We start from the raw sequence: 26,391 nt of genomic DNA on the forward strand, positions 1-26,391 counted from the left end.
GATCCTCACCCTGCTGCCCGGACCGGTCGCGTCCGCCGAGACCCACACGCCCCGTTCATGAACCTGAACCTGGCCGGCAAGACCGCGGTCGTCACCGGGGCGAGCAAAGGCATCGGGCTGGCCATCACCCGGGCGCTCGCTGGTGAGGGCGCGAACGTCGTGGCCGCAGCCCGCACCGCAGCGACGGCGACCGGTTCGGTGTATCCGGTTGCGGTGGATCTCACCACGCCGGGCGGGCCGGCCGCTCTGATCGAAGCGGCCGTGGCCCGCTTCGGCGGTGTCGACATCCTGGTGAACAACGTTGGCGCGGTCCGACCTCGCCCGGACGGCTTCCTATCGGTCACCGACGACGGGTGGACCTCAACCTTCCTGGTCAACTTCTTCTCCGCGGTACGGACCACCCGAGCCGTTCTTCCGCACCTGCTCAGCAAGGGCGCCGGATCGATCGTCACGATCACCTCGGTGAACGCCGTCCTGCCGGACCCGATGGTGATTGACTACAGCGCCGCGAAGGCCGCCTTGGCCAGCTTCTGCAAGTCGCTGTCCAAGGAGGTCGGTCCGCACGGCATCCGGGTCAACACGATCAGCCCCGGCCCGGTCAGCACCGACCTATGGCTCGGCGACGACGGTGTCGCCGCCGCTCTGTCCCGCGTCACCGGCCGTCCGCCGCAAGACATCGCCGCGAGCGCCGCCAAGGACACCGTGACCGGCCGCTTCACCCGGGCGGACGAGGTCGCCGCCCTGGTCCTGCTGCTGGCCGGCGACCGTGCCGCGAACGTCATCGGTGCGGACTTCGCGATCGACGGCGGCATGACCACGACCCTGTAACGCCCCCCTTTACACACGCAGTACATCGATATGGAGACTCCGATGATCCGCAACACCGGTGAATCATTCTGGTTCCTCGGCGGTCGAGCACGAATCCTGGTGCCGGGCGAAGCCACCGCCGGCGCCATGAGCGTCATGGAATTCGAGGACCCACAAGGACACGCCACGCCGTTGCACGTACACGGCGGCGAGGACGAGGTCTGGATCGTGCTGGACGGCGAGATCAGCTTCTTCATCGGCGACGACCGCCACGACCTGCAGGCCGGCCAGGTCGCCTTCGGTCCGCGCGGTGTCCCGCACGCCTACCTGGTTCGTTCGCCACGGGCACGTCTCGCCGTGACGTTCGGTCCCGCGGGCATCGAGCGGTGGTTCGCCAGGAACGGCTCCCCGGTCTCGATGCTGGACCAGGCGCCGGCAGCCTTCGACATCGAGGCCATCATCGCGGCGGCGGAGGAGTTCCGTCTCCGTGTCGCCGGACCGCCACCCAGCCTCTAGGAACTCTTGCAGGTACCGCTATGAACGAGCCGTAGCCGGATAGCAACTGGTCCGGCTACGGCCAGAAGTCCGATGAACAGGATGAATCGCGCGGAGTTTTTCGACAAGGACAAGCTGGCCACACCGGCGGGCACCCTGCTGCGGGTAACCGCCACCTGCACCGGTCTGTCGAGCGCTACCCGCCCGCCGGCGGTGCGGGATCGCACCACCAGCAAAGATCAGCGCCGGGTGAGATGTTCGACCCGAGAAGCGAAAAATGGCCTGACCGGAACTTCCGACCTGGCCCTTGACTTGGGGTGGGCCGGACGTTGCACTATGCGAACCGCTGGACCGTCGTGTCCGGCGTTCCGCTGTCGGGACGTTTGACCAGCTCACGTGGCAATCGGAAGGCGGCTGGAATGTCCTGACGGCCGGTCAATGGCTCGCTCTGCGGTGTCGACATGGCCGAATCCCGCACGGTTCCTTGCCCTTCGTCTTGGAACGCGAGGAGGACGGCGTGTGGTGCGTTCACGCCCAGCGGTGTCCAGGCCCGGTAGTGCACGGCGAGGGCGATACCGAGGAGACTGCGCTGGAGGACCGCCGTGAGGCGGTGTTACGCAACGCCTGGGCACCTGCTCTACTGGGCGCAGCGGCGAGCCTCCCGCGCGCTGATCAGCGCGACCAAGCGCCCGGCAAACTCATGTTTGCGGGCAAGGTAACGCAGTGCACCGTGCTCGTCGTGGTCGTACTCCGCGATGACCAGGCGCAACCGAATCCCGATCTCATCCGAGCCGGCCAGGCCGAGTCGCGACACCGCGTTCGAAGCAGCCGGTCGAGCTCGTGCAGCCGTTCGGGCTGGCCGGCCGCTACGCCTTCGGTGAGCGTCCGAACCAGTTCTGCCGGGTACGGCAACGTCTCGGCGTCTGGTTGAGACAGCGCGTTGAGGAGACCGTCCGGTCGACCGAATCATGGTCACCCGTCTCGACCCGTGTCGCGACGATGGGCCCAGCTCGCGGGCAGCTGATGGGAAGCGCTGGCATGGCGCGGCGGCACGGGACAATCGTGCCGCCGCGGCCCGCCGGTCCCGGCCCGGAAGTGTCCGCTGGGGCAGCCAGGACGACGTCTCTTCCAACTCGCGGGTGACGGGGCGCCGATCAACCGACCTGCTGTCCTCGGCTAGGCAATGACGGCCCGTCCGGCCTCCGCGGCGGCGCGCGGCATCCTCGAGAGATCGACCCTTTGAGTCATCACTGCCCCCCGTCTGCCGAGGACATCCAGCAGATCTACGTCCACCCTGGCAGGCTTGCCCGCCTGCGCACCAGAGACTTCACCGGTAACTCACCCGTACTATCTCGGCGTGACCGGAGGATCGACGTTTGGGCTCGCCGTGCGGGCCCACCGGCGGCGGCTGGGGCTTTCGCAAGAAGATCTGGCCAAGCGGACCGGGGTCAGCACGAGCACCATCGGCAAGGTGGAATCCGGCCGGATCAGCCATCCCCGGCCGGTCACGATGCGCCTGCTTGCGGATGCCTTCGGGTTGACTGGCGAGGCGCGGGACACGTTCTGTCAGAGAGCCGAAGCCCCGCCCGATCCGCCATCCGGCTTCCAGGTGGCGGCCCAGCTGCCGTCGGACGTGTACCCGTTCGCCGGCCGCGCGGCGGAACTGGCCCGGCTGGATGCGCTGCTGGCCGTCGCGGGCGAGCGGCCGACCGTGATGCTGATCTCCGCGTTGTCCGGCATGGCCGGGATCGGGAAAACAGCCCTCGCGGTGCATTGGGCCCACCAGGTCTCTGGCCAGTTCCCCGACGGCCAGCTGTATGTCAACCTGCGCGGCTTCGACCCGTCCGGCCGGGTCATGGATCCCACCGACGCCATCCGCGGCTTCCTGGACGCCCTCGGCGTGGCACCCGACCGAATCCCGGCGGGTGCGGACGCCCAGGCCGCGCGCTACCGAAGCCTGCTCGCCGGCAAGCGCGTCCTGGTGGTGCTCGACAACGCCCGCGACGCCGAACAGGTCCGGCCGCTATTGCCGGCCAGCCCGACCGCCCTGGTCCTGGTGACCAGCCGCAATCAGCTCACCGGCCTGCTCGCCACCGACGGCGCGCACCCGCTCCAGCTCGGTGTCCTGACTCCGGCGGAGTCCCGCGAGCTGCTGCACGAGCGGCTCGGCGACGATCGGGCGGCCGCCGAGCCCGGCGCCGTGCCGGAGATCGTCTCGGCCTGCGCGGGGCTGCCGCTCGCGCTGAGCATCGCCGCCGCCCGGGCGCAGCAGTCGGGTTTTCCGCTCGCCGCCCTCGCCGCCGACCTGAACGAGGCCAGTCACCGGCTCGACGTGCTGGACTCCGGTGACCCGCTCAGCGACGTACGCACTATCTTTTCCTGGTCCTACGCCAGTCTCACGCCGCCGGCGGCGCGGCTGTTCCGCCTGCTGGGCCTGATTCCCGGCGCCGATCTGTCCACGGTGGCGGCCGCAGCCCTGGCCGGCGCGCCAGTGGCCGGGACGCGCCGGATGCTGACCGAGCTGACCCGGGCTAACCTCGCGAGCGAACACCGGCCCGGCCGATACACCCAACACGACCTGCTTCGCGCGTACGCCGAAGAGCTGGCCTCGCCGGACGAAGCCGGTGCCGCGCGGGCCCGCCTCGTCGCCCATTACGTACACACCACCTGTGCGGCCAACCGCCTCGTCTACCCCACTCTGGACCCGATCGCCGTGCCCCTCGAACCGTTGCCGCCCGGCGTCGAGATCGACCAGATCGCCGACCAGCAGGCCGCCCTGGCCTGGCTGACCGCCGAGCACGCCAACCTGCTCGCGGCCGGGGCGTATGCCGCCGCGGCCGGCCAGCACGCCTTTACCTGGCAGCTTGCCTGGGGCCTGGACACCTTCCACTACCGTCAGGCGCGCCCACATGACCAAACGACTACCTGGCATGCCGCCGTCGCTGCGGCCGAGCACCTGAAGATCGCGCACGTGTCGGCTTATTCGCACCGTAGGCTCGGCGAGGCCTACCGGCGGGCCGGCCGACCCGCCCAGGCGTTCGCCCAGGCCCGGACGGCCCTGCTGCTGTTCAACGACATCGGGGACTGGCGCGGCGAGGCGGGCGTGCATCTCGACCTGTCCATGCTCGCCGAACAACAGGGCGAGCTCGAAACGGCCCTCGAGCACGCCGAGCGTTCCCTCGCCATCATGTCCGGCCAGTCCGGTCTCGGGGAGCTGGGCAAGCGCACGATGGCCCGCGCCCTCAACACGGTCGGCTGGTTCCGTGCGCTGCTGGGCGACCACGTCGCCGCCCTGGACTTCTGCGAGAAGGCGCTGGCCATCAACATCGGGCTGGGCGACGACGAGAGCATGGCGTGCACCCTGGACAGCCTCGGCTACGCCCACCAGCATTTGCGCGACCACGGGCAGGCCGTCGACTGCTACGAGCGGGCCATCGAGATCTTCCACCGGCTCGGCCACGCCGCCATGACCGCCGACGCCCTGAAACGCCTCGGCGATACCCACCACGAGGCCGGCCAGGCCGACGCGGCCCGCGATGCCTGGAGCCGGGCCCGGGACATCCGCACCAAGCTGAAACGCGGCTAAGAGGGCATTTCACCAGCTCGCAGCACATCTGCCCGAGCTGGTTCGCGCACCGCCAACAACCGATTCACGTTTGCCCAGGTCAGGGGCCAGGGGGCCGGACGATGCACCATGCGAACCACCCGGCCGTCATCCCCGGGAACCCATTACCGGGACGTTTGGCCAGCTCAAGGGGTAGTCGGGCAGCGCGTTAACCTGGGCCGAACCCGCCGTCCGTCTTCCTCGGACGGCTGAACTTCCAAGACGCCCTTAAGCACGACGTTCCGTGTGGAAGCCTGGATGCTGCCTTTCAGTCTTCCGGTAGGTCGGGCTGGTCGATCGAGGCCGCATTCTTTGGCCGCTTCACACTGATGACGACGTCTTTCCCGGTGTACTTCTTGATCAGAAAGATCAGGTTCTGGCCGTCGACGAGCTGCATGCGTCCGTGCTCGTACGCTTTCTGGCGGCCGCCGGAGGTGAACCATGAGGTCGTGACCAGGATTCCTCGTCCCGCCTTCTTTTCCTCCATGGCGCCGGCCAACTCGCGGATGTGATTGACCCCGACGACGTTCTTGTAGTGCTTGGCCTGGATGATGGTGACCCCGCCGACGAACGGGTCCGGGTTCTTGACCACCGCGTCGACACCATCGTCCTTACTGGATGTGGTGGTCCATCCCTGCATGCCCATCGCCTCGAAGACTTGGCGTACAAGATGTTCGAATTCCCCGTGTCCCATCTGCATGAGGTCGGGCCGGTGATCGAGCGTCGAGACGGCGTCGAGGCCTTCGATGAAGGCGAACTTGCTCAGATCGAAGACAAGGATGGGCTCGATCGGCATCAGCGCGTAAGGGTGCTCGGATACGCGCGCGCGAAGGTAAGGCAAACAGTCGGCTGGTCTGACACGATCCAGGACGAGTTCTTCAAAAGCCGCTCGTTCGACGTCCAAGCTGATCAGGCATGGATACTCCTGCCTCCCGGTCGCCGGGTTGATCGAGTCCACGTGCCCGTTGAAGGCAACCTCTCGGAGGTGCTCGTCGGCGTCGAACAGATCTCTGATGGCCAGCAGCGTCACCTGTGCGATCACGTCGCGGTAAAGCCTCTTGATCTCTGAATCCGGCCGTTTGGTCTCGACTATGGTGTCGGCGTTTTGGCCGCTCTGGATGTACCGGAAGGTCTTCGCCGTCGGTACGACGTCAGTTCCCGGAAGCTGTAGCTGGACCACGACCTGCTCTGCGTCGCGGTTGTAGGCGACCTCCGCGCGACGCGGGAAGTCGGGGGGAAGAAGTAGCCGCGAGAGTACCTGCTCGCAGTACCGCTCCACGCTGGGTCGGCGGCGCTCGCTGAAGGCCTCAATCTCTGCATCGATCTGTCGGTTGTGTTCCGCGCATTCCGCCTGTTCCCGGGCCATCCGCGCATCGAACGCCGCTCGCGCCTGCACCAGATGCTGGTGCCGGTCACGCTCCCGCGCCTCCCAGAACGCCATTGCGTCGTCGAACCGCCGTCGCGCCCGCGACACTGCCGCCGCGTGCCGTTCTCGGCCTCCGAAGATCGTCGACAGCATTCCCGGCGCGGCCGGTTCGAATTGCCGCCACTCAGGCCGTTGCGCCGGGGTGGCCAGACTCCCCGCGTCGAAGGCGGATGGTTTGAAGGTTCGCTTGAAGCGCTGGAGGTCGATCCGCGCGGTGCGGCGAATGCCCTCGAGGAGAAGTCCGTCAAGTATCGCCACCCACCGGGTGACGTCGGCGGTTCTGCGCTCGGCCTCATCCCGGCGCGAGGCGCAGTATTTCGCCCGCTCGTCTCGCGCAGCGGCAGCGGCGGCGCGCTCGGCGTCGCGCTGATCACGCTGGGCCTGTTTCAGCTGGTTCTGCTGCATTCGGAAGAACTCGGAGTTGCCCGATCGTCTGTTCGAAGCCATCAGCCACCCGTCCACATCCGTGAGACTCAGGCTAACTACGACATCGATTCAGGTCGAGACTTTGTGTGCTCAGTTCAATGCTCTCCGTAACATCGCCGATCGGCGGGGCGCCTCCATCCAATGATGTTCTGCCACCGTTCGCCGGACCGCGATGGCAGCAAGGCGAACAGGCGCGCTATGGGAAGCGCGCCTTGTGCGGGCGTCGGGTTCACATACCGCCCGGATCAAGGCTGCTGTCGAGGTCTCGGGCGGTTCGGCGTCGGATCTCCTTGATGCGGACCACGTCGCCGCTGACCGAGTCGGTGGTGTGCCAGAAGCCGAGCCCATCGGTTGAGATCTTCGACTCGGGTGCGTCAGCTCCGAGTGTCTCCAGTTTGACGGCGCGACCCGCTGCAGACAGCGTCGAGTGGATCTGTCCGTTGTAGCGGACCCGGCCGTCGGCGAGTAGTTCACCGTAATGGGTGATGCCGCGATAGTCGCCGTGGAGGGCGGCTCCTGGCCGGAGGCGCCCGGCGGCGATCATGTCGGTCACCTTGATCAGTCGTTCCTGCGCGGTCACCGCCTGCTGGGTCCGGCGGCCGGCGATGGGCCTGTCGTTACCTGGCAGGGCGGGCGGTGTGGTGATCGCGAGGTGCGGTGGGTTCTCCGCGGTGCCGGAGGGAAGAACCGGCTGGCCGACCGGTGCCGCGAAATCGAAGGTGGCGTGAGCCCGGATCAGACTCGTGCGGATCTCGTCGGTGGTCAGCCGGGGCAGGCGCCGGTCGAGGAGAGCGACAAGCTCGGCCGCCGGCTCGATCCCGCTGAACATGCTGGTCAGCTCGGCGTGAACCTGACGGTCGACGAAGAAGCTCTTCCACAGCTCGTCGATTCGGTGGTCTCGCATGTTTTCCTTGCTCAGTAGGCTGAGCAATTCCACGGCGCGCTCGGGGTCGTCGATGCGAACGGCCCTGAACAGTTTCTGCTCGATGGGCACGGGGGCGTGCGCGTTGTAGATCCGCCACTGCATGCCGTCGGTGAGCGCGACCCACTCGACTCCGGCGGCTGTCGCGTACGCGATTGTCTGGTTAGCCCAGCGCGGCACGTCCAGGTTCTCGCCAAGGCCTTTCGCCTCAATGAACAGCCTTGGTGTGTGCAGGAGCAGGAGGGCGTAGTCGACCGGGTTGTCGGTGCCTTTGCGCCGGTACTCGTGGGAGACCTCGTCGGGGTCCCGCAAATCCCAGCCGAGCGCTTCGATGATCGGGCTGATCAGGCTCGCCTTGGTGTTCTGCTCGCCGAGCCGGTGCGGATTCCGCTGGAAGCGCTCCAGCCGTTCAGCGCACTGCTTAACGACGTCTCGCAGGTCGAGCACCCTTCACTCCCGTCTGTCACCTCGGCCACCAGATCCGCCGCGCCGTCGTTCGTGGAACTGGTGGTCACGGACGGATCAGAGCAGCGATTCTCTCGCATGACTGCGAGTCGAGGGCGACGGCATACCGGTCGATCGCTTCGAGTAGTTGCGTGGGATAGGCGCCGATGGCATGCATCGTCGGCTTCTCGAGCCGGCTGCGCAATTGGGCAACGGTCTGACCCAACTGCTTACCACCATGATCGGAGAGAACCAGAACCCGCATTGACAGCCTCCCCCAGTGAGGGACTTCGCCACGCGTATCACGAAAGGTAAACGAGTAGCTACTACCGGCTTTCGTTGAGTTGGGTTCGGGCACGTGAATGGGGTCAGCTTCTGGGTCAGCGGAAGCTCGCGGTGGGCAGGTGGTCGCCGACGTAGCCGATGTGAATACGGCGGGTCCGGCCTCCGGTGTCGTCGTGGAAGTGGATCCGCGGACACGGCGTACCGCCCTGCTGGATCTTGATGTGGGCCTGCATGTAGGCCCGACCTGACGCCTCCACTTGAACTGGCACCGCGAAGGTGCGCGCCTCTCGCAGCCTCGGCATCGTCGTGGTCGTCTCCGATTCGCTCAGCGCAACCCACGTCGCCGGGACCGCGGCACCGCCCGATGGAGGCGCTTGGCACCAGGCCAGGAACGAATTGGTCCAGGCGCCGGTCGACCGCGCCTCGGCGTAAGCATTCAGCGCTGCGAGTGCCTGCCAGATCTTGATTGCCCACCGCTCCGCCTGGGGATGCACGTCGAGCCCGGCCGCCGCGTCCGAGGTGGCCCCGATCGACAGGAACGGCAGCCGGGCCGCCAGTTCGAGCGTCTCGACCACGTTGCCGGGCAGGATCATCTGGCCTGGCGTCTCCTGCCCGGCGACGTGCACGTGATGGGCGGACAGCTCGGATTCAAGCCAGCGGATCCGGGCGCGCAGGCGCTCGTTGTCCCGTTCCAGGTCGGTCAGCTCGATCTCGCCGAGTTCCCAACCCAGCCGCAGGTCCTCGACCTCCCCGCGCATCTTCTGCTCCTCAGTGAGCTGAACGGTCAGGTCGTCGATCTCGGCGTACAGCATCGCAATCTCCGCACCGGCCTCCGCGAGCTTCTCGCCGGCACCGGCGTTCGCCGCCATCGATCGCAGCAGCAGGTCCTGCAGGGCGAGACGCTCCGCGGTCAGAGTCTCGACTTCGGCTGGCTCGTCGACCAGCGCGATCGCGCTCGGATCGACACCGGCCAGCGTGAGCGTGGCCCGCAGCAGCCGGTTCCGCTCGGCGGTCTCGGCCGGCGCCGGCACCTCGGGCGCGGTGACACTGCCGCTGAGGCCGGGGAGCAGTGTCGGTTCGCCGGGGGTCGGAAACAACGCCGGGTGCTCGGCCGGCGTCCGCCGATCCGGCATGGTCCGCGCCGCGGAGCCGCGCGACAGAGCGCGGCGGACCAGCACGTAGGACGCGGGCGGCGGGCGGCGGGTGGACAGGGTCAGAACCTGGTCCCGTACGGCGTTGGCCGACCGCTGCCCGAGCGCGCGCATGCTGGCCGCAGACAGGATGCGGTGCCGCCGCGGAAACGGCTCGTTCGGCGTCAGCCCCGGCAGATATGTCCGCATCCCGCCGCCGTACACCTGCAGATGCGTACCGACCCGGCGGTTGAAGGCCGCCGCCGACGCGACATTGTGCAACCGCACCACCACAGCCACCCCGGTGACATCCCGAGCGAGCCGTCTGGCGAATCGCGCCTGGTCCTCCGGTTGTTGCGGATCAGGGCTGAAGACGATCACCGGAACCCGGCGGCTGGGGTCGAACAGCCAGCCGCGGAGCTCATCGATGTGGCCCTCGGTAATGTCGAGAACCTCTGACGTCAACGGCAGCGACGCGTCCGTGCCCTCGACCTCGGCGAGCAGGTCACGGATCAGCCGCGGACTGCCGGGCCGCACCGGTGCGGTCTCCGGAACCCGGTGGTGCTCCAGGTCCAGCCACACCCAGGACCGTTGCGGCCACGGCGGTTCGGCGCCGAACAACGTCGCCGGTTCGCCCGTCTCCGCGAACGGAGCAGCCTGCTCGGCCTGATGGGGCACTGCGATGCGCAGCGAGGTGGTCCACCGGTTTCCGTCGGCCAGCCGCTCCTCGAGTCGGAACACCGCCGCCTGCAGCCGTCGGCCGGTCGACCGGTCGGTGTACGCCCCGACACTGCCCCGCACGACACGGTGCGTATCGTCTGCCTCCGCTTCCGCGCCGCCGCCGGTCAGCAACTGTGCCGCGCTGACCGGCACGTTCTTGCCGGTGGCCCAGGAGGCGAAGAGTTCCGCCGCCCGCGACCGCAGGTCGGGCTCGGCCGAGTTGAACATGCTTCGGTAGACCAGCTCGGCCGGCACCTCCCGGCTCGGCTGCCAGCTGCCGCTCACCGCGACCCGGCCATCGCGGCGGCCTGCAGGCGCTCGGCCACCGCGACCAGCTCGGCTCGCAACCGCAGCAGTTCGCCGACTGTCAGTCCCAGCTCGTACCGGTGATGGTGGCCAGCCCGGGACAGCGCCCACCACAGATAACCGGCCCGCCGAGCGATCTCCTCACCCGCGTACGCCGACAGCATCAGCAACTTGGGCCGCTGCGCGCGGACCACGCCGATCTCCGGCCGCACTCGTGCCCAGAACCGGTCGAGCGCCGCCTCCAGCTCCAGCCGCAGCAGCCAGGCACAGGCCCGCGGCCACGTTCCCCGGGCGCCCGGCACGGTGGTGGTCAACAGCCGGTCCGCAGTCGCCAGGTACGTGCTCATCGGAGCCTCTCCACCAGGTCGGAGGTGTTCTTCACCAGCGTCGTCATGCTGGCGCGCCGGGTGCCGTGCGCGCCCTCGGCCACCGCGCGCAACGTATCGGCGGCCCAACTACCGTATGTCTGGTCGAGGTATGGATAGAGTTCATCGCCTCGTTTGAGATCGCCGAGCAGCGTCAGGGTGAGCCGCTGATGCGCGGTGTTCGCTGCCGCCAGCTTCCGCTCCACCTGCCGGTGTGTAGCGCCCTCCCGGTAACGACGTGCCCGGTAGGCGTCCATGGACGCCGCCTCCAGCGCCGACCGGCAGAAGCCGGCCACCACCGGATACCGCGCGTCTTCCGGCAGGGACTGTGCTGCGGCCAGGGCGAACGCGTCGGCCAGGTACCGGTCGGCCGGGTCGTCGGCCATCCGCAAGTCGACCACCGATCGGGCCCGTCGGCTCACCTCCCAGACCGTCGCTTCCAGCCCGAGTCGCCGGATCGCCTCCGGCAGCCGATCGTCGTGGGTGAACACCACGACCTGCCGGTTCTTCGCGATCTCGCCGAGTACCTCGGCCAGACCGTCCACCTTCGCCGGGTCCATACTCTGGACCGGGTCGTCGACGATCACGAACCGGTACGGGCTGGCCTCGGCCGCCGCCCGCGGCAGGAACACCGACAGGCCGAGGGCATGCAGCTCGCCTTGGCTCATCACGGCCAGCGCGTTCGCCTCGGAGCCGTCGACGGTCACTGGGAACCGCACCCGCCGTTGGGTGTTGGCCCCCTCCATCCGCATCTCGCGTAGTTCGACGTTGCTTTCCTGGCGCAGCCGCCGCCAGATGTGCTCCGACTGCCCGACGAACGCCGCCAGCCGCTCACTGCGGATCCCGTCGAGTGCGGCGCCGAGCGCGGCCCGTGCCGCCACCAGCCGACTCAGTTCCCTCGCCTCGGTCTGAACCACCTCGGCGGCGGCCAACCACCGGCGCAGCGCCGCGGCCGGCTCCTGCCAGACGTTCTGCCGTCGGACCAGCCAGCGGGTGACGGCCTCGACCAGTTCCGCGTAGGCCGTCACGACACGTTCCCAGGCCACCCGTACGGCCGCCACCCCTGCGGCCGTCCCGGGCAGCTCCGACAGTACTTCGCGCAGCCGTTCGACCGGCTCCGGCAACACGCCGGCCAGCGCGTTCCCGGCCCGGCTGAGCTCCCGGCGTACCAGCGCGAGGTTTTCCTCAACCGCCCGCCGAGCGGCCTCGACCCGGCCGGTCGCCGACCGCGACTCCGCGGCGGCGGCCTCCAGCCGCACGGCCGCCGCCTCCGCTTCGGCCCGCCACACCGCATCTAGATTTCCGGTACGGCACACCGGGCACCGCTGATCCCCTTCAGCCGCGTGGTGGTCGAGCGCCCTGCGCAACAGATCCGCGGTACGTCCGGCCGTCACCGACTCGCTGCCGCCGAGCCGGTTCGCGTCCTCCTGCGCCACTACCAGTGAGTCCAGCGTGGACGCCAGATCCGGCAGGTCGTCGTCGAGCAACCGGCGTGCGACGGCCGCAAGCGCCGCGTCGGTGCCCTCACCGTCACCGGCCGCCAGCCGCGTCAACGTGGTCAGATCGGCCGTGCCGGCCCGGCTGCCAAGCGCCTTGAGCGCCTGCCCTGCACGGTCGTCATCGACCTCGGCGAGCTGGACCTTCAGCTGGCTGAAACCGGCCTTGACCGCCTTCACGCGGTCCTCGCGCTCCTTGCGGCGTGCCTGCAGCCGGGTGTCGGCGGCGGCCAACGGACCCAAGCCGAGAATCGGAGCGAGCGCGTCGTAGAGCTCGGCCGGCTTCGCGGTGATCACCCGCTCCAGGTCCCGGGCCGAGAGAAACGGCCGGTACAGGCCGACCTTTCCGAGCCAGGCCGGCGCCACCACGGGCTGTCGGGCGGCATCCTCCGGGTTCTTCGCCGCAGCATCCCAGTGCCGGCGGATGGTCACCGGCGGGTGGTCACCGCCGAGGCGCAGCCGAACCGCGATCTCGGTGTCGCCGTCGTGGTGCAGGTTGCGCCAACCTTCCCGGAACACCACCGGGCGGCCGGCCCAGCGCATCGAGTCGTCGGTCAGCGCCAACTCGGCCGCCTCGGCGAAACTCGACTTGCCGGAACCATTGCGCCCGATCACCAGGGTCAGGCCCGGCCGTGGCCGCAGTTCCAGGGTTGCCGCCCGGCCGACCCCACGGAAGCCTGCGACCTCGATCGACTCCAGGAAGACGTCCGGCGATTCCATCTCACCGGGTTCGGCGTCGCCGTCCCTCGTCAGCGGTTGCGGGGCCGTTCCGGTGGCCAGCGTCGCGTCCAGTTCCTCGTCGCCGTGGAAGGCTGCCAGGACCAGGCCTGCCACCACCGAATCGGCGCCCGCCAACCGTGCTCTCAGTTCGGTCTCGTCATCCATCACTTCCCCGATCCGTGGTCAGCGGCCCCGGCCGCCAGCCACCTGCAGGCAGGCTTGCATGGTTTCCACCGGTACGCGCATCGCCTCGGCGAGCACCGACAGCACGCCGAGGCGACCACCGCTACGTTCGGTCACGTCGTTATACAGGCCGAGTAGCGATCGATGAAAGGCGTCGCCACTGTCGGGCAGTCCACGGCAGCCGCGAACCGGCGCACAGCGACGACGTCCATGAGAGCATCGATTGTCAACCGCGTCAACAATGTTTTGCCTTGACGAGTGTGTACACTGCTGATCGTGCGACGGACAGCGAGAGTCACCGCGGCCGACATCGCCCGCATCGCGGGAGTCGGCCGCGCCGCAGTAAGCAACTGGCGGAAGCGGTACGAAACGTTTCCGGCCCCGGTCGGCGGCACCGCCACCAGCCCTCAGTTCGACCTGGAGCAGGTCGAGCGGTGGATGGTCGCGAACGAGAAGCTCCATGCTGTGCCCGAGGAGGACCTCTTCTGGCGCAATCTGCTGGCCGCCGAATCGGAGCCAGCTGAGGCGCTCGCACTCGTCGGCGAACATCTGAGCGGTAAGCGCCCGCTACCGTTCCCCAGCCTCCGGCCGGACCTCGACGCCCTGGCCGACCGGCTGGGCAAGAGCGGCTCCGAGGGCGTCTTCCAGCAGTTGTGGCGGCGCTTCGCCGAACAGGCCGGACCCCGACTTGTCATCACGCCGGAGCCACTGGCCGCCACAATGATCAACCTGGCCGCGGTGAATGGCGGCACGATCCTCGACCCGGCCTGCGGCACCGGCCAGGTGCTTCACACCGCGGCCCGGGCCGGTGCCGCGCAGGTCTACGGGCAGGACATCGATGCGGCCCTCGCTCGCCTGGCCCAGCTGTCCCTGACGGTCAACGAACTGCCCGGCGAGATCCGGGCCGGCGACTCGTTGCGGCACGACTCCTTCCCGGAGCTGACGGTCGACGCGGTCGTCGCGCACCCGCCGTTCGGCCTCAGCAACTGGGGGCAGGAGGAACTCGGTGCCGACCACCGCTGGGAGTTCGGCGTCCCGCCGCGCACCGAACCCGAACTGGCCTGGGTCCAGCACGCCTACGCCCACCTCAAACCGGGTGGCCGGGCCGTGCTACTACTGCCACCCTCGGCCGCAGGTCGCCGCGCGGGCCGCCGTATCCGCGCCGACCTGCTGCGCCGAGGCGCTCTCCGGGCGGTCGTCGCCCTGCCGCTGCGGCTCACCCCCTCGTACGCGGTCAACCTGCAGCTATGGGTCCTGCAGCGCCCGAGCCGGACCCCGCAACCCCACGTTCTCCTGGCCGATGCAGCGGCGCTGGGCGCGGACACGAGCGGCGACAAAGAGATTCTCGGCCGGGTGGAGACCGCGGTCTCCCGGTTCCTGGACACCGGCGACCCGACAGACCCGTCGTTCGCCTACGTGGTCCCCATCATCGATCTTCTGGACGATGAGGTCGATCTGACCCCCACCCGGCACGCACCGGCCGGGACGGCGGGCGTCGACATCGCCCGCGAGCTGCACACCGTGCACAAGATGCTGGCAGACCTCGGCACCGCATTGCCGAAGAGCCTTCCGGTCCTGCCTACGTCGGCGGAGGCAGCCGCCCCGCCCACCGTCTCGGTAACCGATCTGGCCCGTGGCGGAGCCCTAGAGATCCTCGGCCCGATCCGCGACACCGGTGAGGGTGACTTCGTCGCCGACGTCCCGGTGCTGACCGCTAAGGATGTGGTGCTCGGGAACAGCGCCTCGGGCGGGACCGACGAGCGGATCCTGCAACGGATACCGCTGCGCGACGGCGACATCGTGGTGCCGCTCGTGGCCCGCCAGATGGTGGCCCGCCTGATCACTGAACCGGGCACGGCTGTCCTTGGCCGCAACCTATACCTGTTGCGCCCAAACCCGGATGTTCTCGACCCGTGGTTCCTTCTCGGCCACCTGCGGACCGGCTCCAACGAGCGGTTGACCGGCAGCTCGTCCAGCGGTCTGCGGATCGACGCACGCAAGGCCCAGATACCCCGGATCCCGATCGCGGAGCAGCGCCGGCACGGCGTGGTGTTCCGCGGACTGCACGACTTCAACGATCTCGCGCAGCAGGTCGCGTCACTTGCTGCCGATATGGCCCGGCTGACGGCGGAGGGTCTGACCTCCGGCAGACTGCGCCCCACCGAAGAGAACTGATGAAAGGAACTCGGTGAGCACCGATCACCAGAAACTCGCCAACTTCATCTGGTCGGTCGCCGACCTGCTGCGCGGCGACTACAAGCAATCCGAGTACGGCCGGGTGATCCTCCCGCTGACCGTGCTCCGCCGTCTCGACTGGGTGCTGGAACCGACCAAGGACGCGGTGCTCGCCCGATACGAGCAGCTCAAGGCCGCCGGCGTGCAGAACATGGACCCGGTGCTGCGCAAGACCGCCGGGCTGACGTTCTACAACACCAGCCAGCTGAACTTCCGCAACCTGCTGGCCGACCAGGACCACGTCGCGACCAACCTGCGCTCCTACATCGGCGGCTTCTCGCCCGGCGCCGTCGACGTACTCGACAAGTACGGCTTCGACGCACAGATCACCCGACTGGATGAGGCCGGGCTGCTCTATCAGGTGGTCAGCAAGTTCGTCGAGATCGACCTGCGGCCCGACGTAGTCAGCAACCACCAGATGGGTTACCTCTTCGAGGAACTCGTCAGGAAGTTCTCCGAGATCAGCAACGAGACCGCCGGTGAACACTTCACTCCGCGCGAGGTCATCAAGCTGATGGTCAACCTGCTCCTCGCTCCGGACGAGCGGGATCTGGTCACGCCCGGCATCGTCCGCAAGATCTACGACCCGGCGTGCGGCACCGGTGGCATGCTCAGCGAGGCCCAGGACCACATCGAGAAACACAATGCGCACGCCACCATCGAGGTCTACGGCCAGGAACTCAACGGCGAGACGTACGCGATCTGCCGCTCCGACATGATGATGAAGGGCGGCGACCCCAACAAGATCGCGTACGGCAACTCGTTCAGCCAGGACGGCCACGACGGCGAACGCTTCGACTACATGCTCGCCAACCCGCCGTTCGGCGTGGAGTGGAAGAAGGTCGAGAAGTTCATCAAGGACGAGGCGGCACGCGGGCACGCGGGACGCTTTGGCGCCGGCCTGCCCCGGATCAACGACGGCTCGTTCCTCTTCCTCCAGCACATGATCTCGAAGATGAAACGCCCCGAGGACGGCGGCAGCCGCCTGGCGATCGTCTTCAACGGCTCGCCGCTGTTCACCGGCGCGGCCGGCTCAGGTGAGTCCGAGATCCGTCGTTGGATCCTGGAGAACGACATGCTCGAAGGCATCGTCGCCCTCCCCGACCAACTGTTCTACAACACCGGCATCTCCACCTACTTCTGGATCCTCACCAACCGCAAGGCCCCGGAACGCCGCAAAAAGGTCGTGCTACTCGACGGCCGCGACTACTGGGTCAAGATGCGCAAGAGCCTCGGCGACAAGCGCAAGATGCTCAACGCCGACCACATCGCGTCGCTCACCAAGGCCTACGTCGACGCCCTCGCCATCGCGGAAGGCCCCGCGCACGAGCAGCACGGCAAGGTGAAGGACTTCCGGACCACGGACTTCGGCTACCAGCGCATCACCGTCGAGCGCCCACTCCGCCTGCGCTTCGAGATCACCGAAGAGACGCTCGCACTGCTCGCCGAGGCCAAACCCCTTCTCCGGTACGCCGACAGCGAAGCCCTGCTGTCCACGGCAAAGACCCTGACCGGTACGGCCGCGAGCACCCGCTCGGAGTTCGCGATGAAACTGGCCGCGCTCGGCAAGCTGCCCGCGCCCGCGGAGAAGGCCGTCTGGGACGCGTTCTCGATCAGCGACCCGGAGGGCGAGATCCAGACCGACCGCAAGGGCAACCCGCTCCCAGACGCCGACCTTCGCGACAACGAGAATGTCCCGCTGAACGAGGACATCCACGACTACCTCAAGCGAGAGGTCCTCCCACACGTCCCCGACGCCTGGATCGACGAGCCGAAGACGAAGATTGGTTTCGAAATCCCCTTCACCCGTCACTTCTACGTCTACGAACCACCTCGCCCTCTCTCCGAGATCGACACAGAAATCAAGGATCTTGAGGCCAAGATCCAACACCTCCTAGGCGAGGTGACCAAGTGAATTATGCGACGGTTCGCCTCAAACGGCTTGTGGCTCCGGGTCGGGCAATCACATATGGCATTGTTCAAGCTGGCGCGGATTACCCGGGGGGTGTGCCCTATATAAGGCCGGTGGACATGACGCCCAATGGTGGGCTGAAAGATCCGTCGGCATTGTTGAGAACAGACCCCGCGATCGCGCGCGCATACCGCCGATCTGCCGTAATGCCTACTGACGTCGTCGTTTCTATCGGCCCTTCTTTTGGCAAGGTGATGGTCGTTCCAAAAGACCTTCAAGGGGCGAACCTTACTCAGGGAACCGCACGAGTGGCTCCAGCCCATGGAGTCCATCCTCGCTTCCTCTACTGGGCACTTCAATCGACTCAGGCGAGGCAGCATTGGGAGATTTCGGTCGGTGGTGCGACCTTCAAGGCTCTGAACCTCGAACCTTTGTCAATGACGCCCATCCCCGTCGCGCCAACGGACGAGCAGCGGCGAATCGCCGACTTCCTCGACGCCGAGACACGACTCATCGATACCGTGCGTGCCGGACGTCAGCGGATGATCGAACTGCTTGCGCTGAAGCGGGATCGCCTCGTCGATGAACTGGTCAGCGGCGGTCAGGACGCCAGCGCGTTTGTACCGCTCAAGTACCTCGTCTCGTCGGTGAGTGTCGGAATCGTCATCACACCGGCCGCCTGGTATGTCGAAGCGGGGGGTGTCCCTGCGCTTCGTGGCCTGAACGTGAAGCAAGGCCGAATCGATGCGAGCGATCTGGTGCAGATCAGTCACGAAGGTCACCTCCTGCATCGGAAATCCCGGCTGGCGGCCGGCGATCTAGTTGTGGTCCGAACCGGCCAGGCGGGCGCCGCCGCTGTCGTGCCCGCCGAGCTGGATGGCGTCAATTGCATCGATCTGGTAATCGTTCGGCCGGGCACTGCCCTCATTCCGAAATTCGCCGAGTACTTGCTCAATTCCAGTTATGCCAAGCGTCGCGTCTCGGAATTCTCGGTCGGCAGCATCCAGGCCCACTTCAATGTCGCCGCAATGAAGGAGATGCCGGTACCCCGCTACCCGGTCGCCGAGCAGAAGCGGCGCGTGTCGGCTATTGAAGAAGCCGTTCAACCAATTGAGAAGGCAATCAGTCAGATGCGTGAACAGGATCAGCTCTTGGCGGAGCGGCGGCAGGCGTTGATTACGGCAGCGGTTACTGGTCAGATCGATGTAACTACGGCGCGAGGATTGGACTGAGGTGAAGGTGCACGGGGAGGGTGCGTTCGAGACGGCAATCGAGCAGGTGCTGATCGACGCCGGCTGGTTGCGGGGAGTTCCGGACCACTATGACCGGCAGTTTGGGCTGGACACGGCGGAGCTGGTCGCGTTCATCGGGGCTACGCAGAACGAGGCGTGGCTGAAGCTGGTCGCCTATCACGGGAACGACGTTGCCGAGACGCAGCGGCACTTCAAGGAGTATCTGGCCAAGCAGATCGATGAGCGCGGGCCGCTTGATGTGCTGCGGCGTGGGGTCAAGGACAAGGGGATCCTGTTTCGGCTGGCGTACTTCAAGCCGGCGCACTCGATCACCGACGACGCGCTCAACCTGTACCGCGCGAACCGGCTCGCCGTGACCCGGCAGCTGCACTTCTCCGAGAGCGACGAGAAGAGCCTCGACCTCGCCCTCTTCGTGAACGGCATCCCCCTCGCCACCGCGGAACTCAAGAATCCGCTGACCGGCCAGACTGTCGAGGACGCCAAGAAGCAGTACCGCGAGAAGCGTGACCCGAAGGAACTGCTGTTCTCCCAGCGTACCCTCGTGCATTTTGCTGTTGATCCTGATCTGGCCTTTGTGACCACAAAGCTGGCTGGGGAGAAGACCCGGTTTCTGCCGTTCAACACCGGGTCGGACGGGCCTGGGGTGTCCGGCGGCGCGGGCAACGCGGCGGCCGAGGGGTACCGGACCGCCTATCTGTGGGAACAGATCTGGCATCCGGACACCTGGATGGACCTGATGCGGCGGTTCCTGCACACCGACAAGGAGTCGCGGGCGCTGATCTTCCCGCGCTACCACCAGTGGCACGCGGTCACCGCGCTCACCGACCATGCCGCCGCGCACGGGTCCGGCGACAACTACCTGGTCATGCACTCGGCCGGGTCGGGTAAGTCGAACACCATCGCTTGGCTGGCGCACCGGCTGTCCAGCCTGCACACCAGCCAGGCGATCCCGGAGAAGGACATCAAAGCCAACGAACCGGTGTTCGACAAGGTCATCATCATCACCGACCGAGTGGTGCTGGACCGGCAGTTGCAGGACACCGTGTTCCAGTTCGAGCACGTGCCGGGTGTGGTGCAGCGCATCGACAAGGACTCCAACCAGCTTGCCGCCGCGCTGACCGGGGAGACTGCCAAGGTCGTCATCAGCACGATGCAGAAGTTCGGCTTCATCCTGGACAAGGTGGAGGGACTGCGTGGCAAGCGGTTCGCGGTGATCGTCGACGAGGCGCACTCATCGCAGTCCGGGGACAACGCGGCCTCGATGAAGAAGGTGCTGCTGCGCAAGGGCAGCGACGACATCGACGACGACGGTGACCTGCTCACCGCGTCGGCGCTGGCCCGCGGCCGGCACGAGACGCTGTCCTACTTCGCGTTCACCGCGACGCCGAAGCCGAAGACCCTGGAACTGTTCGGGACACTGGGCGGCGACGGGAACATGCACCCGTTCCACACGTACTCGATGCGGCAGGCGATCGAGGAGGGATTCATCCTCGACGTGCTCCGGCAGTACATGGACTACGACGTGTACTGGAAGCTGGCCAACGCCAACCCGGAGGATCCCGAGGTCGACCCGAAGAAGGCGTCGTCGCAGCTGGCCCGGTTCGCGGTGCTGCACCCGACGATGATGGCGCAGAAGGCCGAGATCATCGTCGAGCACTTCCGCAAACACACCGCGCCGCTGCTGGGCGGCCGGGCCAAGGCGATGGTGGTGACCGGAGGCCGAGAGGCGGCGGTCAAGCTCTACACCGCGATCAAGAAGTACATCGAGACCAACGGGTACGTCGGCTCCACTCCCCTGGTCGCCTTCTCCGGTGAACTCAGGATCGGTGACGAGGCGGAGGTGACCGAGGCGCGGCTCAACGGCTTCGGCGAGAGCGAGTTGCCGGAACGGTTCGCCTACACCGCGGCCGACGACAAGCACGCCGGTACGCCGAAGGCCAAGCAGCCGGTCGAGTTCAAGATCCTGGTGGTGGCGGAGAAGTACCAGACCGGCTTCGACCAGCCGCTGCTCACCACGATGTACGTGGACAAGCCGCTCAAGGGCGTGGCCGCGGTGCAGACGCTGTCCCGGCTCAACCGGATCCACCCGCTCAAAGCGCAGGGTGACGTGTTCGTGCTGGACTTCGTCAACAAGGCCGACGACATTGCCGACCAGTTCAAGCCATACTTCGAAACCGCCGCGACGGTGCCGACCGACCCGAACCTGCTCTACCGGGCCGAGGGCGCGGTCATGTCGTACCCGTTGCTGGTGGAATCGGAGATGCAGGCATACGCCGATGCCCTGCTCGAAGCCGAAGGCAAGGCGAAGAACGACGCCGCGCTGGCGAAGGCGCATCAGGCGCTCTACCGCTTCACCGACCCGGCGCGGGACCGCTACATCGCGCTCGCCGCCGACGATCCGGAGGCCGCCGACGGTTTCCGCGCCGCGCTACGCGACTACGTCCGGATGTACGCGTTCCTCTCCCAGGTCGTGCCCTACCAGGACCAGGACCTCGAACGGCTCTATCTGTACGGCCGGGCGCTGCTGAACCGGCTGCCACGCCGGCAGGACCCTTCGGTCGACATCGGCGAGGTGCAGCTGACCCACCTGCGGCTGACCGCGGGCACCGCGCAGGACAAGGCGCTTGAGGCCGAAGGGGAGCAGATGCTGCCCGGCTTCACCGGTGGCGGCGCCGGGCCGCAGAACGACCCCGACAAGGTCGCCCTGTCCGAGCTGATCGACGAACTCAACGACCGGTTCGGGATGGGCCTCGGCGAAGGCGACAAGGTGTGGTTCGAACAGCAGGTCGTCGCGCTCGCCGACGACGGTGCCGTCGAAGCCGCCGCGCTCGTCAACGACGAAAGCAACTTCGGCGTGGTGTGCGAGAAACGCATCGAAGATGTGATCCTGTCTCGGCACGACGACAACGGGAAGCTGATGCAGCGTTACCTGGACGATCCGACGCTGCGCAGCCACATGAACGAGTTCGCGCGTAGCCAGGCGTACCGGCTGATCCGCCGGAGGCACGGCATCACGTGAGCTGACGGCCATCACGGGGGTTACCAGTGCGCACGGGAATGCGGATCGCCGACCGGTACGAGGTGACCGAGGCGATCGGCAGCGGCGGCATGGGTCAGGTCTGGGCCGGCTACGACGAGCGGCTCGACCGGCCCGTCGCCGTCAAGTTCCTCAAGCCCGGCCTGGCCGCCGACGCGGACAACCAGGCCGTGGTGGAACGGTTCAAACGCGAGGCCAAGGTCACCGCCCGCCTCGACCACCCGGGCGTCCCGGCCGTGTACGACGCCGGGATGATCGGTGAACACCTCTACATCGTCATGCAGCTGGTGCCCGGCACCGAACTGTCCGATCTGATCGCTGAGCAGGGGCCGCTGCCGGTCCCGTGGGTGGCTGCGATCGGGGCGCAGATCTGCTCGGTGCTCGCCGCCGCCCACGCCGCCTCACTCGTCCATCGTGACCTCAAGCCGGGCAACCTGATGCTCACTCCGACCGGGGTCGTGAAGGTTCTCGACTTCGGTGTCGCCGCGATTCTCGACGTCGACCTGCCGAGGCTGACGATCACCGGCGACTACCTCGGCACACCGACCTACATGGCACCGGAGCAGGCGCTCGGCCCCACCACGGTCGGGCCTCGCGCCGATCTCTACGCCCTCGGCTGTGTGCTGTTCGAACTGCTGGCAGGCCACCCGCCGTATCAGGCGGACAATCCGCTCGGGATGCTGCATCAGCACCTTGAGGCGGCGATTCCCGACGTCGGCGACTTCCGGGATGACGTACCGGCAGCCTTGAAGGACCTGATCGTCGCCCTGCTCGCAAAGGAACCACAGAACCGGCCCGAGTCGGCGGCGGCCGTCTACACCCGGCTGCTAGGACTGGCCACCACGGAACTGCCGGAGCTGCCGCGTACACCGCAGGACCGCAGCGCCGCCGACCCCACCTCGCCGTATCGTTTCCCGTTCGGCCCGCTGCCGCGGGACAGCGTCGCGGGGACACGCCTCGTGGCGGCGCAGGCGTCACCGAGGAGTATCCCCAGCTTCGATGAAGTGCAGGAGGTCCGTTCGAGGGCGATAGACCTGATCGAGGAACAGCGGTTCGGGCAGGCTGCCGACGCTCTCCAGAGCCTCATCCGACGTGCCGCGCCGATTTACGGATCCCGATCCCCGGAAATCCTGGAAACCCGCCTGGACTACGGTGCCGCTCTGATGCTGGCCGGTGACTACCGTGCCGCGCTCACGGTCTTCGAAGAACTCATCACCGATCTGACTGCCAAGTATGGGCCCGACCACGACTGGGTCCGGGAGTGCCGCCAGCAGGTGGCGACCTGTCAGGCGGAACTCGGTGAGGGAACCGAGGCGCTGCGGACGCTGCGTGACCTCCTCGATGCGGGCACGGGGCCGGAGCGGCTCGCTCTCCGGTACCAGATTGCGGTGATCACCGCCGGTATCGGACAGGTGGCCGACGCACTCGGCCACCTGGAGTCACTCTTGCCGGACATGCGATCGGTCCACGGCCCGGATTCCGCGCAGGTCGCGGAGATTCAGGCCCTGATCGAACACTTGCGACGGCTGTCGGGAGACAACTGAGCTTCCAGAAGATTCGGGCAGCGCAGCAACGTCAGCATCGGTGGCTATCTCCTCGTTCGCGCACCGATGGACGCCGCATCGGATACAACGGTGGTCCGTCGAGGACATGGAATGCTGGATGCGGCTGGTAGCCGGACCGCGCGTAGAGGCGTCGGTTTCGCGGTCCGGTGGCTTCGAGGTAGGCCGCCGTCGCGGTGGCGTCGAGTTGATCGTGACGATGACGCAGCAGGGTGCTGCCGACTCCACGTCGCTGTTGGTCCGGGTGTACGGCCAGGAGGGCCAGGTAGCAGTGTGGTTGGTCGTACGGGTGATGGTCGTGTATGGCCTGTTCAAGCGCGGAGAACCGAGGGTGGAATCGGCCGGTCATGTCTGTGAGTCGCTGCGGATAGTTGGCCAGGTCCGGGAGCGGCTCGCCGTCGATGGGGTACCAGATGGCTGCGGCTGCGGCGTCCGTGGTCATGTCGATTTGTCCGTGGGTGAGGGCGTGTTCGATGTGCAGGGCGAAGTAGTGCGGGTAGATGCGGGCGCGGGCGTCGAGGTGCGGGATGAGCCAGTCGGCGAGATCGCCGTGGAGGAATGCCTCGGCCAGCAGTTCGCTGATCGTCTGCTGGTGGGCAGGAGTCGCGGTGCGGATGGTCGGCTGCGATCGGATGGTCATGGCGGTCACCGCCTGGCCCGTGTCGGCGGCCGGAGGTCGAGGGTGGCGCTGTTGGCGCCGCGTCCAATCGCCGCGTACGCCTGTGGCCTGGTGTTCTTGAGGATGAGCGCCCACCCCATCCCGGCCGCTGCGGCGACGGCGTAGCTGGCAGGCAGTTGCCAGCGCAGGCTGGAGGTGGGGTCGACGCCGAGCAGGGTGGCGAACTCGTCGAGCGTCACGAGCAGCACCAGGGCGAGTCCGACGGCGGCGGTGAGGGGTGCGATCAGGGTGCGTCCGGCGCCGAGGTGGTTGCGGTTGCCGGGTGCGGTGAAGTAGGCGGCAACCGCGGCGGAGGTGGCGGTCATGAGGATTAGTACGCCCAGACCGCCGAGGACGGTGAGCCAGAAGAACAACCGGACGATCGGGTCCCAGCCGGCGATGGCGTAGACGGCGAGCACGATCGCCGCGAGGCCGGTCTGCACGAGTGAGCCGGTCAGCGGCGCCCGCGAGCGAGGGCTGGTGCGGCCGAGGATCGCGGGTAGGACGCCTTCGCGGCCGAGAGCGAAGAAGTAGCGGGCGGCGGTGTTGTGGAAAGCCAGCAGCGCGGCGAACAGGCTGGTCACGAACAGCAGATGCCCGAGATCCACGACCGTTTGCCCGAGGACAGGCCCCACGAGGGTGAAGATCAGTTCGGTGCCCTGGGCGCGGGCCTGGTCGACGATGTGGGTGGGTCCGGTGGCCACGGACATGGCCCAGGAGCAGAAGGCGTAGAGCAGGCCGATGATGGTCAGGGCCAGGTAGGTGGCGCGGGCGACGGTGGTGTGCGGGTCTTTGGATTCCTCGCTGAACACGGCGGTGCCTTCGAAGCCGACGAATCCCGCGATGGCCACCGCGAGGGCGGCACCGATCCCGGCGGTGAGCACGTTGCCCGGATCGAGGGTGGCGAACGAGATGCCTCCGGGTGCCGGGTGGGTGATGTGCACGGCGGCGAAGATGACCGCGACGGCGATCTCGGCGATCAGCAGGGTGGCCAGGATACGGCTGTTGAGGTCGATGCGGCGCACGCCGAGCAGCCCGACGATCGCCCACGCCGCGTAGGCGCATAGCCACCACGGCGGGTCCAGGCCAGCACGGTCGTCGAGGAACTGGGCGAGGACAGCACCGAAGCCGCCGTAGAGGCCGATCTGCATGGTGTTGTAGGCCAGCACGGCGACGAACGCGGCACCGACACCGGCGGGTTTGCCCAGGCCGTGGGTGATGTAGGTGTAGAATGCGCCGGCGTTGACCACGCGCCGGGACATGGTCACGTAGCCGATCGAGAAGACGGCGAGCAGCAGGGCGACGAGCACGTACGCGATCGGAATGCTGGTGATCCCGGTGACGGCAAAGCCGGTGGTGGCGCCGCCCGCGACGACGGTGAGCGGGGCGGCGGCCGCCATCACGGTGAACACCAGCGGCCACACGCCCAGGCGGCTACGCGCGAGGGTGGCGCTGACCGTGTCGGCGGAATGCTGAGCAGGCATGCAGAAACTCCCCTTCAAGCGGGTCGGCTGGGTCAGCGGCGGGTGATGATCGCGTCGCCGACGGCGGCCTCGGTGTGCGCCAGCAGCTCCCGGACCGGGGCCGGCGTGTTGACGACGGCGGCACGGAGCCCAGTCTCGAGGTCGGCGGCGTGACCGAGCAGCACCGTCCGGTACAGGTCGGTGGCCAGGATCAGGCCGCCGAGGACGGTGTCGAACCCGTCCAAGGTTTGGCCCTTCTGTAGGCAGCCGGAGAGGCGGGCCCAGGGCCAGGCAGCGGTGTTCATGTCGCTGGGCACATAGCGCACCCGCCGCCCGAGCAGTCGTCGCTCGGTCGTCTGGCGAAGATGTCCAGCCCGGGTCAGCCGGTCGGCGACATCGTGGTGAGCGTTCCGGGCGAAATAGGCCAGCCAGGTCCGGACCGGCAGGGCGACTCGTTCGGCGGCCAGCCGGTCCAGGGTTGAGTGCGCGAGCGCGTCGATCGGCGGCGCCGTGTCCACGATGATCACCTGGCCGCCCGGTAGCGCGAGCCGTCGTGCCAGCACCAGCTCGGCCAGCAAGGCGGCGGCCAGACCCAGACCAGTGACGTGCTCGTCGAGCAACGGCCGCCCGTCGTGGTCACGGTGAGCGAGGCGGAACAGGTCGTCAGCGACCAGAGGCCAGGTCGGCCGTCGCGGACCGGTTTGCCACGATGCGGCCACGGCATGCCGGCCTCGGGCCGTCGCGACATTGTCGATGTACGCCATGAGCGGATCCCGTCTACCGATGCGGGTGGCCGCTGGCGAGTTCCAGGTAGCTGGGTGTCGTGGTGTGCACGGTTGCCTCCTCGGGGGTCGCGATATCCGTGGGGTGCGGCCCCGAGACGCGTGGCGGGTAGCGGATGCCGGGCGTGGGCTGGGGGACCTACGCGGCATCGCCCGTCAT

17 protein-coding genes are annotated in these 26,391 nt (G+C 67.6%); 8 read left to right on the top strand and 9 right to left on the bottom strand.

The window, feature by feature from the left end:
• Window positions 1–57: 57 nt before the first annotated feature.
• The 3 genes from BJ964_RS45820 (at window position 58) to BJ964_RS45830 (ending at window position 4,888) form a co-directional block, all read left to right on the top strand.
• Window positions 58–828 (top strand): SDR family NAD(P)-dependent oxidoreductase, encoded by a 771-nt coding sequence (locus BJ964_RS45820; RefSeq protein ID WP_188126519.1) that lies wholly within the window; start codon window positions 58–60, stop codon window positions 826–828.
• A 42-nt stretch (window positions 829–870) separates the two neighbouring features.
• A complete protein-coding gene (locus BJ964_RS45825; RefSeq protein WP_203832552.1) occupies window positions 871–1,323 on the top strand; it encodes a cupin domain-containing protein in 453 nt (150 codons plus the stop codon).
• A 1,336-nt stretch (window positions 1,324–2,659) separates the two neighbouring features.
• Window positions 2,660–4,888, top strand: coding sequence for an ATP-binding protein (locus BJ964_RS45830; RefSeq protein ID WP_188126521.1), 2,229 nt, complete (start codon window positions 2,660–2,662; stop codon window positions 4,886–4,888).
• Window positions 4,889–5,174: 286 nt separating this feature from the next.
• Here the strand turns inward: BJ964_RS45830 and BJ964_RS45835 are convergent, their stop codons facing one another.
• The 6 genes from BJ964_RS45835 to BJ964_RS45860 form a co-directional block, all read right to left on the bottom strand.
• Entirely contained in the window at window positions 5,175–6,737 is a 1,563-nt protein-coding gene (locus tag BJ964_RS45835; RefSeq protein WP_188126522.1) for a restriction endonuclease, read from the bottom strand.
• A gap of 250 nt (window positions 6,738–6,987) precedes the next feature.
• Window positions 6,988–8,127 carry a restriction system modified-DNA reader domain-containing protein gene (locus tag BJ964_RS45840; RefSeq protein WP_188126523.1) on the bottom strand — a complete coding sequence of 380 codons (1,140 nt, stop codon included), beginning with the start codon at window positions 8,125–8,127 and terminating at the stop codon, window positions 6,988–6,990.
• A gap of 64 nt (window positions 8,128–8,191) precedes the next feature.
• Window positions 8,192–8,389 carry a hypothetical protein gene (locus tag BJ964_RS45845; protein WP_188126524.1) on the bottom strand — a complete coding sequence of 66 codons (198 nt, stop codon included), beginning with the start codon at window positions 8,387–8,389 and terminating at the stop codon, window positions 8,192–8,194.
• Window positions 8,390–8,504: 115 nt separating this feature from the next.
• Window positions 8,505–10,544, bottom strand: coding sequence for a hypothetical protein (locus BJ964_RS45850; protein WP_188126525.1), 2,040 nt, complete (start codon window positions 10,542–10,544; stop codon window positions 8,505–8,507).
• Complete coding sequence (locus BJ964_RS45855) at window positions 10,541–10,912, bottom strand: hypothetical protein (protein WP_188126526.1); 372 nt, start codon at window positions 10,910–10,912, stop codon at window positions 10,541–10,543. Before BJ964_RS45855 ends, BJ964_RS45850 begins: the two co-directional genes overlap by 4 nt.
• Window positions 10,909–13,311: an ATP-binding protein gene (locus BJ964_RS45860; RefSeq protein WP_188126527.1), complete on the bottom strand. Its 2,403-nt coding sequence runs from the start codon at window positions 13,309–13,311 to the stop codon at window positions 10,909–10,911. Before BJ964_RS45860 ends, BJ964_RS45855 begins: the two co-directional genes overlap by 4 nt.
• A gap of 294 nt (window positions 13,312–13,605) precedes the next feature.
• Between BJ964_RS45860 and BJ964_RS45865 the strand changes: the two genes are divergently transcribed.
• The 5 genes from BJ964_RS45865 to BJ964_RS45885 all read left to right on the top strand — a co-directional run bounded on the left by BJ964_RS45865 (window position 13,606) and on the right by BJ964_RS45885 (window position 23,310).
• Entirely contained in the window at window positions 13,606–15,504 is a 1,899-nt protein-coding gene (locus BJ964_RS45865) for an N-6 DNA methylase (protein WP_188126528.1), read from the top strand.
• Between the two features lie 13 nt (window positions 15,505–15,517).
• Window positions 15,518–17,479, top strand: coding sequence for a type I restriction-modification system subunit M (locus tag BJ964_RS45870; protein WP_188126529.1), 1,962 nt, complete (start codon window positions 15,518–15,520; stop codon window positions 17,477–17,479).
• Window positions 17,480–17,595: 116 nt separating this feature from the next.
• On the top strand, window positions 17,596–18,708 hold the full coding sequence (locus BJ964_RS45875) for a restriction endonuclease subunit S (protein ID WP_229807158.1): 1,113 nt from the start codon (window positions 17,596–17,598) through the stop codon (window positions 18,706–18,708).
• Window position 18,709: 1 nt separating this feature from the next.
• Window positions 18,710–21,748 (top strand): type I restriction endonuclease subunit R, encoded by a 3,039-nt coding sequence (locus tag BJ964_RS45880; RefSeq protein WP_188126531.1) that lies wholly within the window; start codon window positions 18,710–18,712, stop codon window positions 21,746–21,748.
• Between the two features lie 26 nt (window positions 21,749–21,774).
• Window positions 21,775–23,310, top strand: a complete 1,536-nt coding sequence (locus BJ964_RS45885; protein WP_188126532.1) for a serine/threonine-protein kinase — start codon at window positions 21,775–21,777, stop codon at window positions 23,308–23,310.
• Between the two features lie 31 nt (window positions 23,311–23,341).
• Here BJ964_RS45885 and BJ964_RS45890 read toward each other — a convergent pair whose 3' ends face one another.
• The 3 genes from BJ964_RS45890 to BJ964_RS45900 are packed head-to-tail and all read right to left on the bottom strand — an operon-like array spanning window position 23,342 to window position 26,213.
• Window positions 23,342–23,968: a GNAT family N-acetyltransferase gene (locus tag BJ964_RS45890; protein WP_223150937.1), complete on the bottom strand. Its 627-nt coding sequence runs from the start codon at window positions 23,966–23,968 to the stop codon at window positions 23,342–23,344.
• Window positions 23,969–23,973: 5 nt separating this feature from the next.
• Window positions 23,974–25,470: an APC family permease gene (locus tag BJ964_RS45895; protein ID WP_188126534.1), complete on the bottom strand. Its 1,497-nt coding sequence runs from the start codon at window positions 25,468–25,470 to the stop codon at window positions 23,974–23,976.
• A 32-nt stretch (window positions 25,471–25,502) separates the two neighbouring features.
• On the bottom strand, window positions 25,503–26,213 hold the full coding sequence (locus BJ964_RS45900) for a GOLPH3/VPS74 family protein (protein ID WP_188126535.1): 711 nt from the start codon (window positions 26,211–26,213) through the stop codon (window positions 25,503–25,505).
• Between the last annotated feature and the right edge of the window lie 178 nt (window positions 26,214–26,391).

Origin of the sequence: Actinoplanes lobatus, assembly GCF_014205215.1 — a bacterium.
GTDB classification, from domain to species: Bacteria; Actinomycetota; Actinomycetes; order Mycobacteriales; family Micromonosporaceae; genus Actinoplanes; species Actinoplanes lobatus.

Coding starts and splice junctions, on each gene's coding strand:
- BJ964_RS45845 (WP_188126524.1), bottom strand. CDS start 8,389: ATGCGGGTTCTGGTTCTCTCCGATCATGGTGGTAAGCAGTTGGGTCAG.
- BJ964_RS45855 (WP_188126526.1), bottom strand. CDS start 10,912: ATGAGCACGTACCTGGCGACTGCGGACCGGCTGTTGACCACCACCGTG.
- BJ964_RS45820 (WP_188126519.1), top strand. CDS start 58: ATGAACCTGAACCTGGCCGGCAAGACCGCGGTCGTCACCGGGGCGAGC.
- BJ964_RS45825 (WP_203832552.1), top strand. CDS start 871: ATGATCCGCAACACCGGTGAATCATTCTGGTTCCTCGGCGGTCGAGCA.
- BJ964_RS45835 (WP_188126522.1), bottom strand. CDS start 6,737: ATGCAGCAGAACCAGCTGAAACAGGCCCAGCGTGATCAGCGCGACGCC.
- BJ964_RS45875 (WP_229807158.1), top strand. CDS start 17,596: ATGACGCCCAATGGTGGGCTGAAAGATCCGTCGGCATTGTTGAGAACA.
- BJ964_RS45895 (WP_188126534.1), bottom strand. CDS start 25,470: ATGCCTGCTCAGCATTCCGCCGACACGGTCAGCGCCACCCTCGCGCGT.
- BJ964_RS45900 (WP_188126535.1), bottom strand. CDS start 26,213: ATGGCGTACATCGACAATGTCGCGACGGCCCGAGGCCGGCATGCCGTG.
- BJ964_RS45890 (WP_223150937.1), bottom strand. CDS start 23,968: ATGACCATCCGATCGCAGCCGACCATCCGCACCGCGACTCCTGCCCAC.
- BJ964_RS45860 (WP_188126527.1), bottom strand. CDS start 13,311: ATGGATGACGAGACCGAACTGAGAGCACGGTTGGCGGGCGCCGATTCG.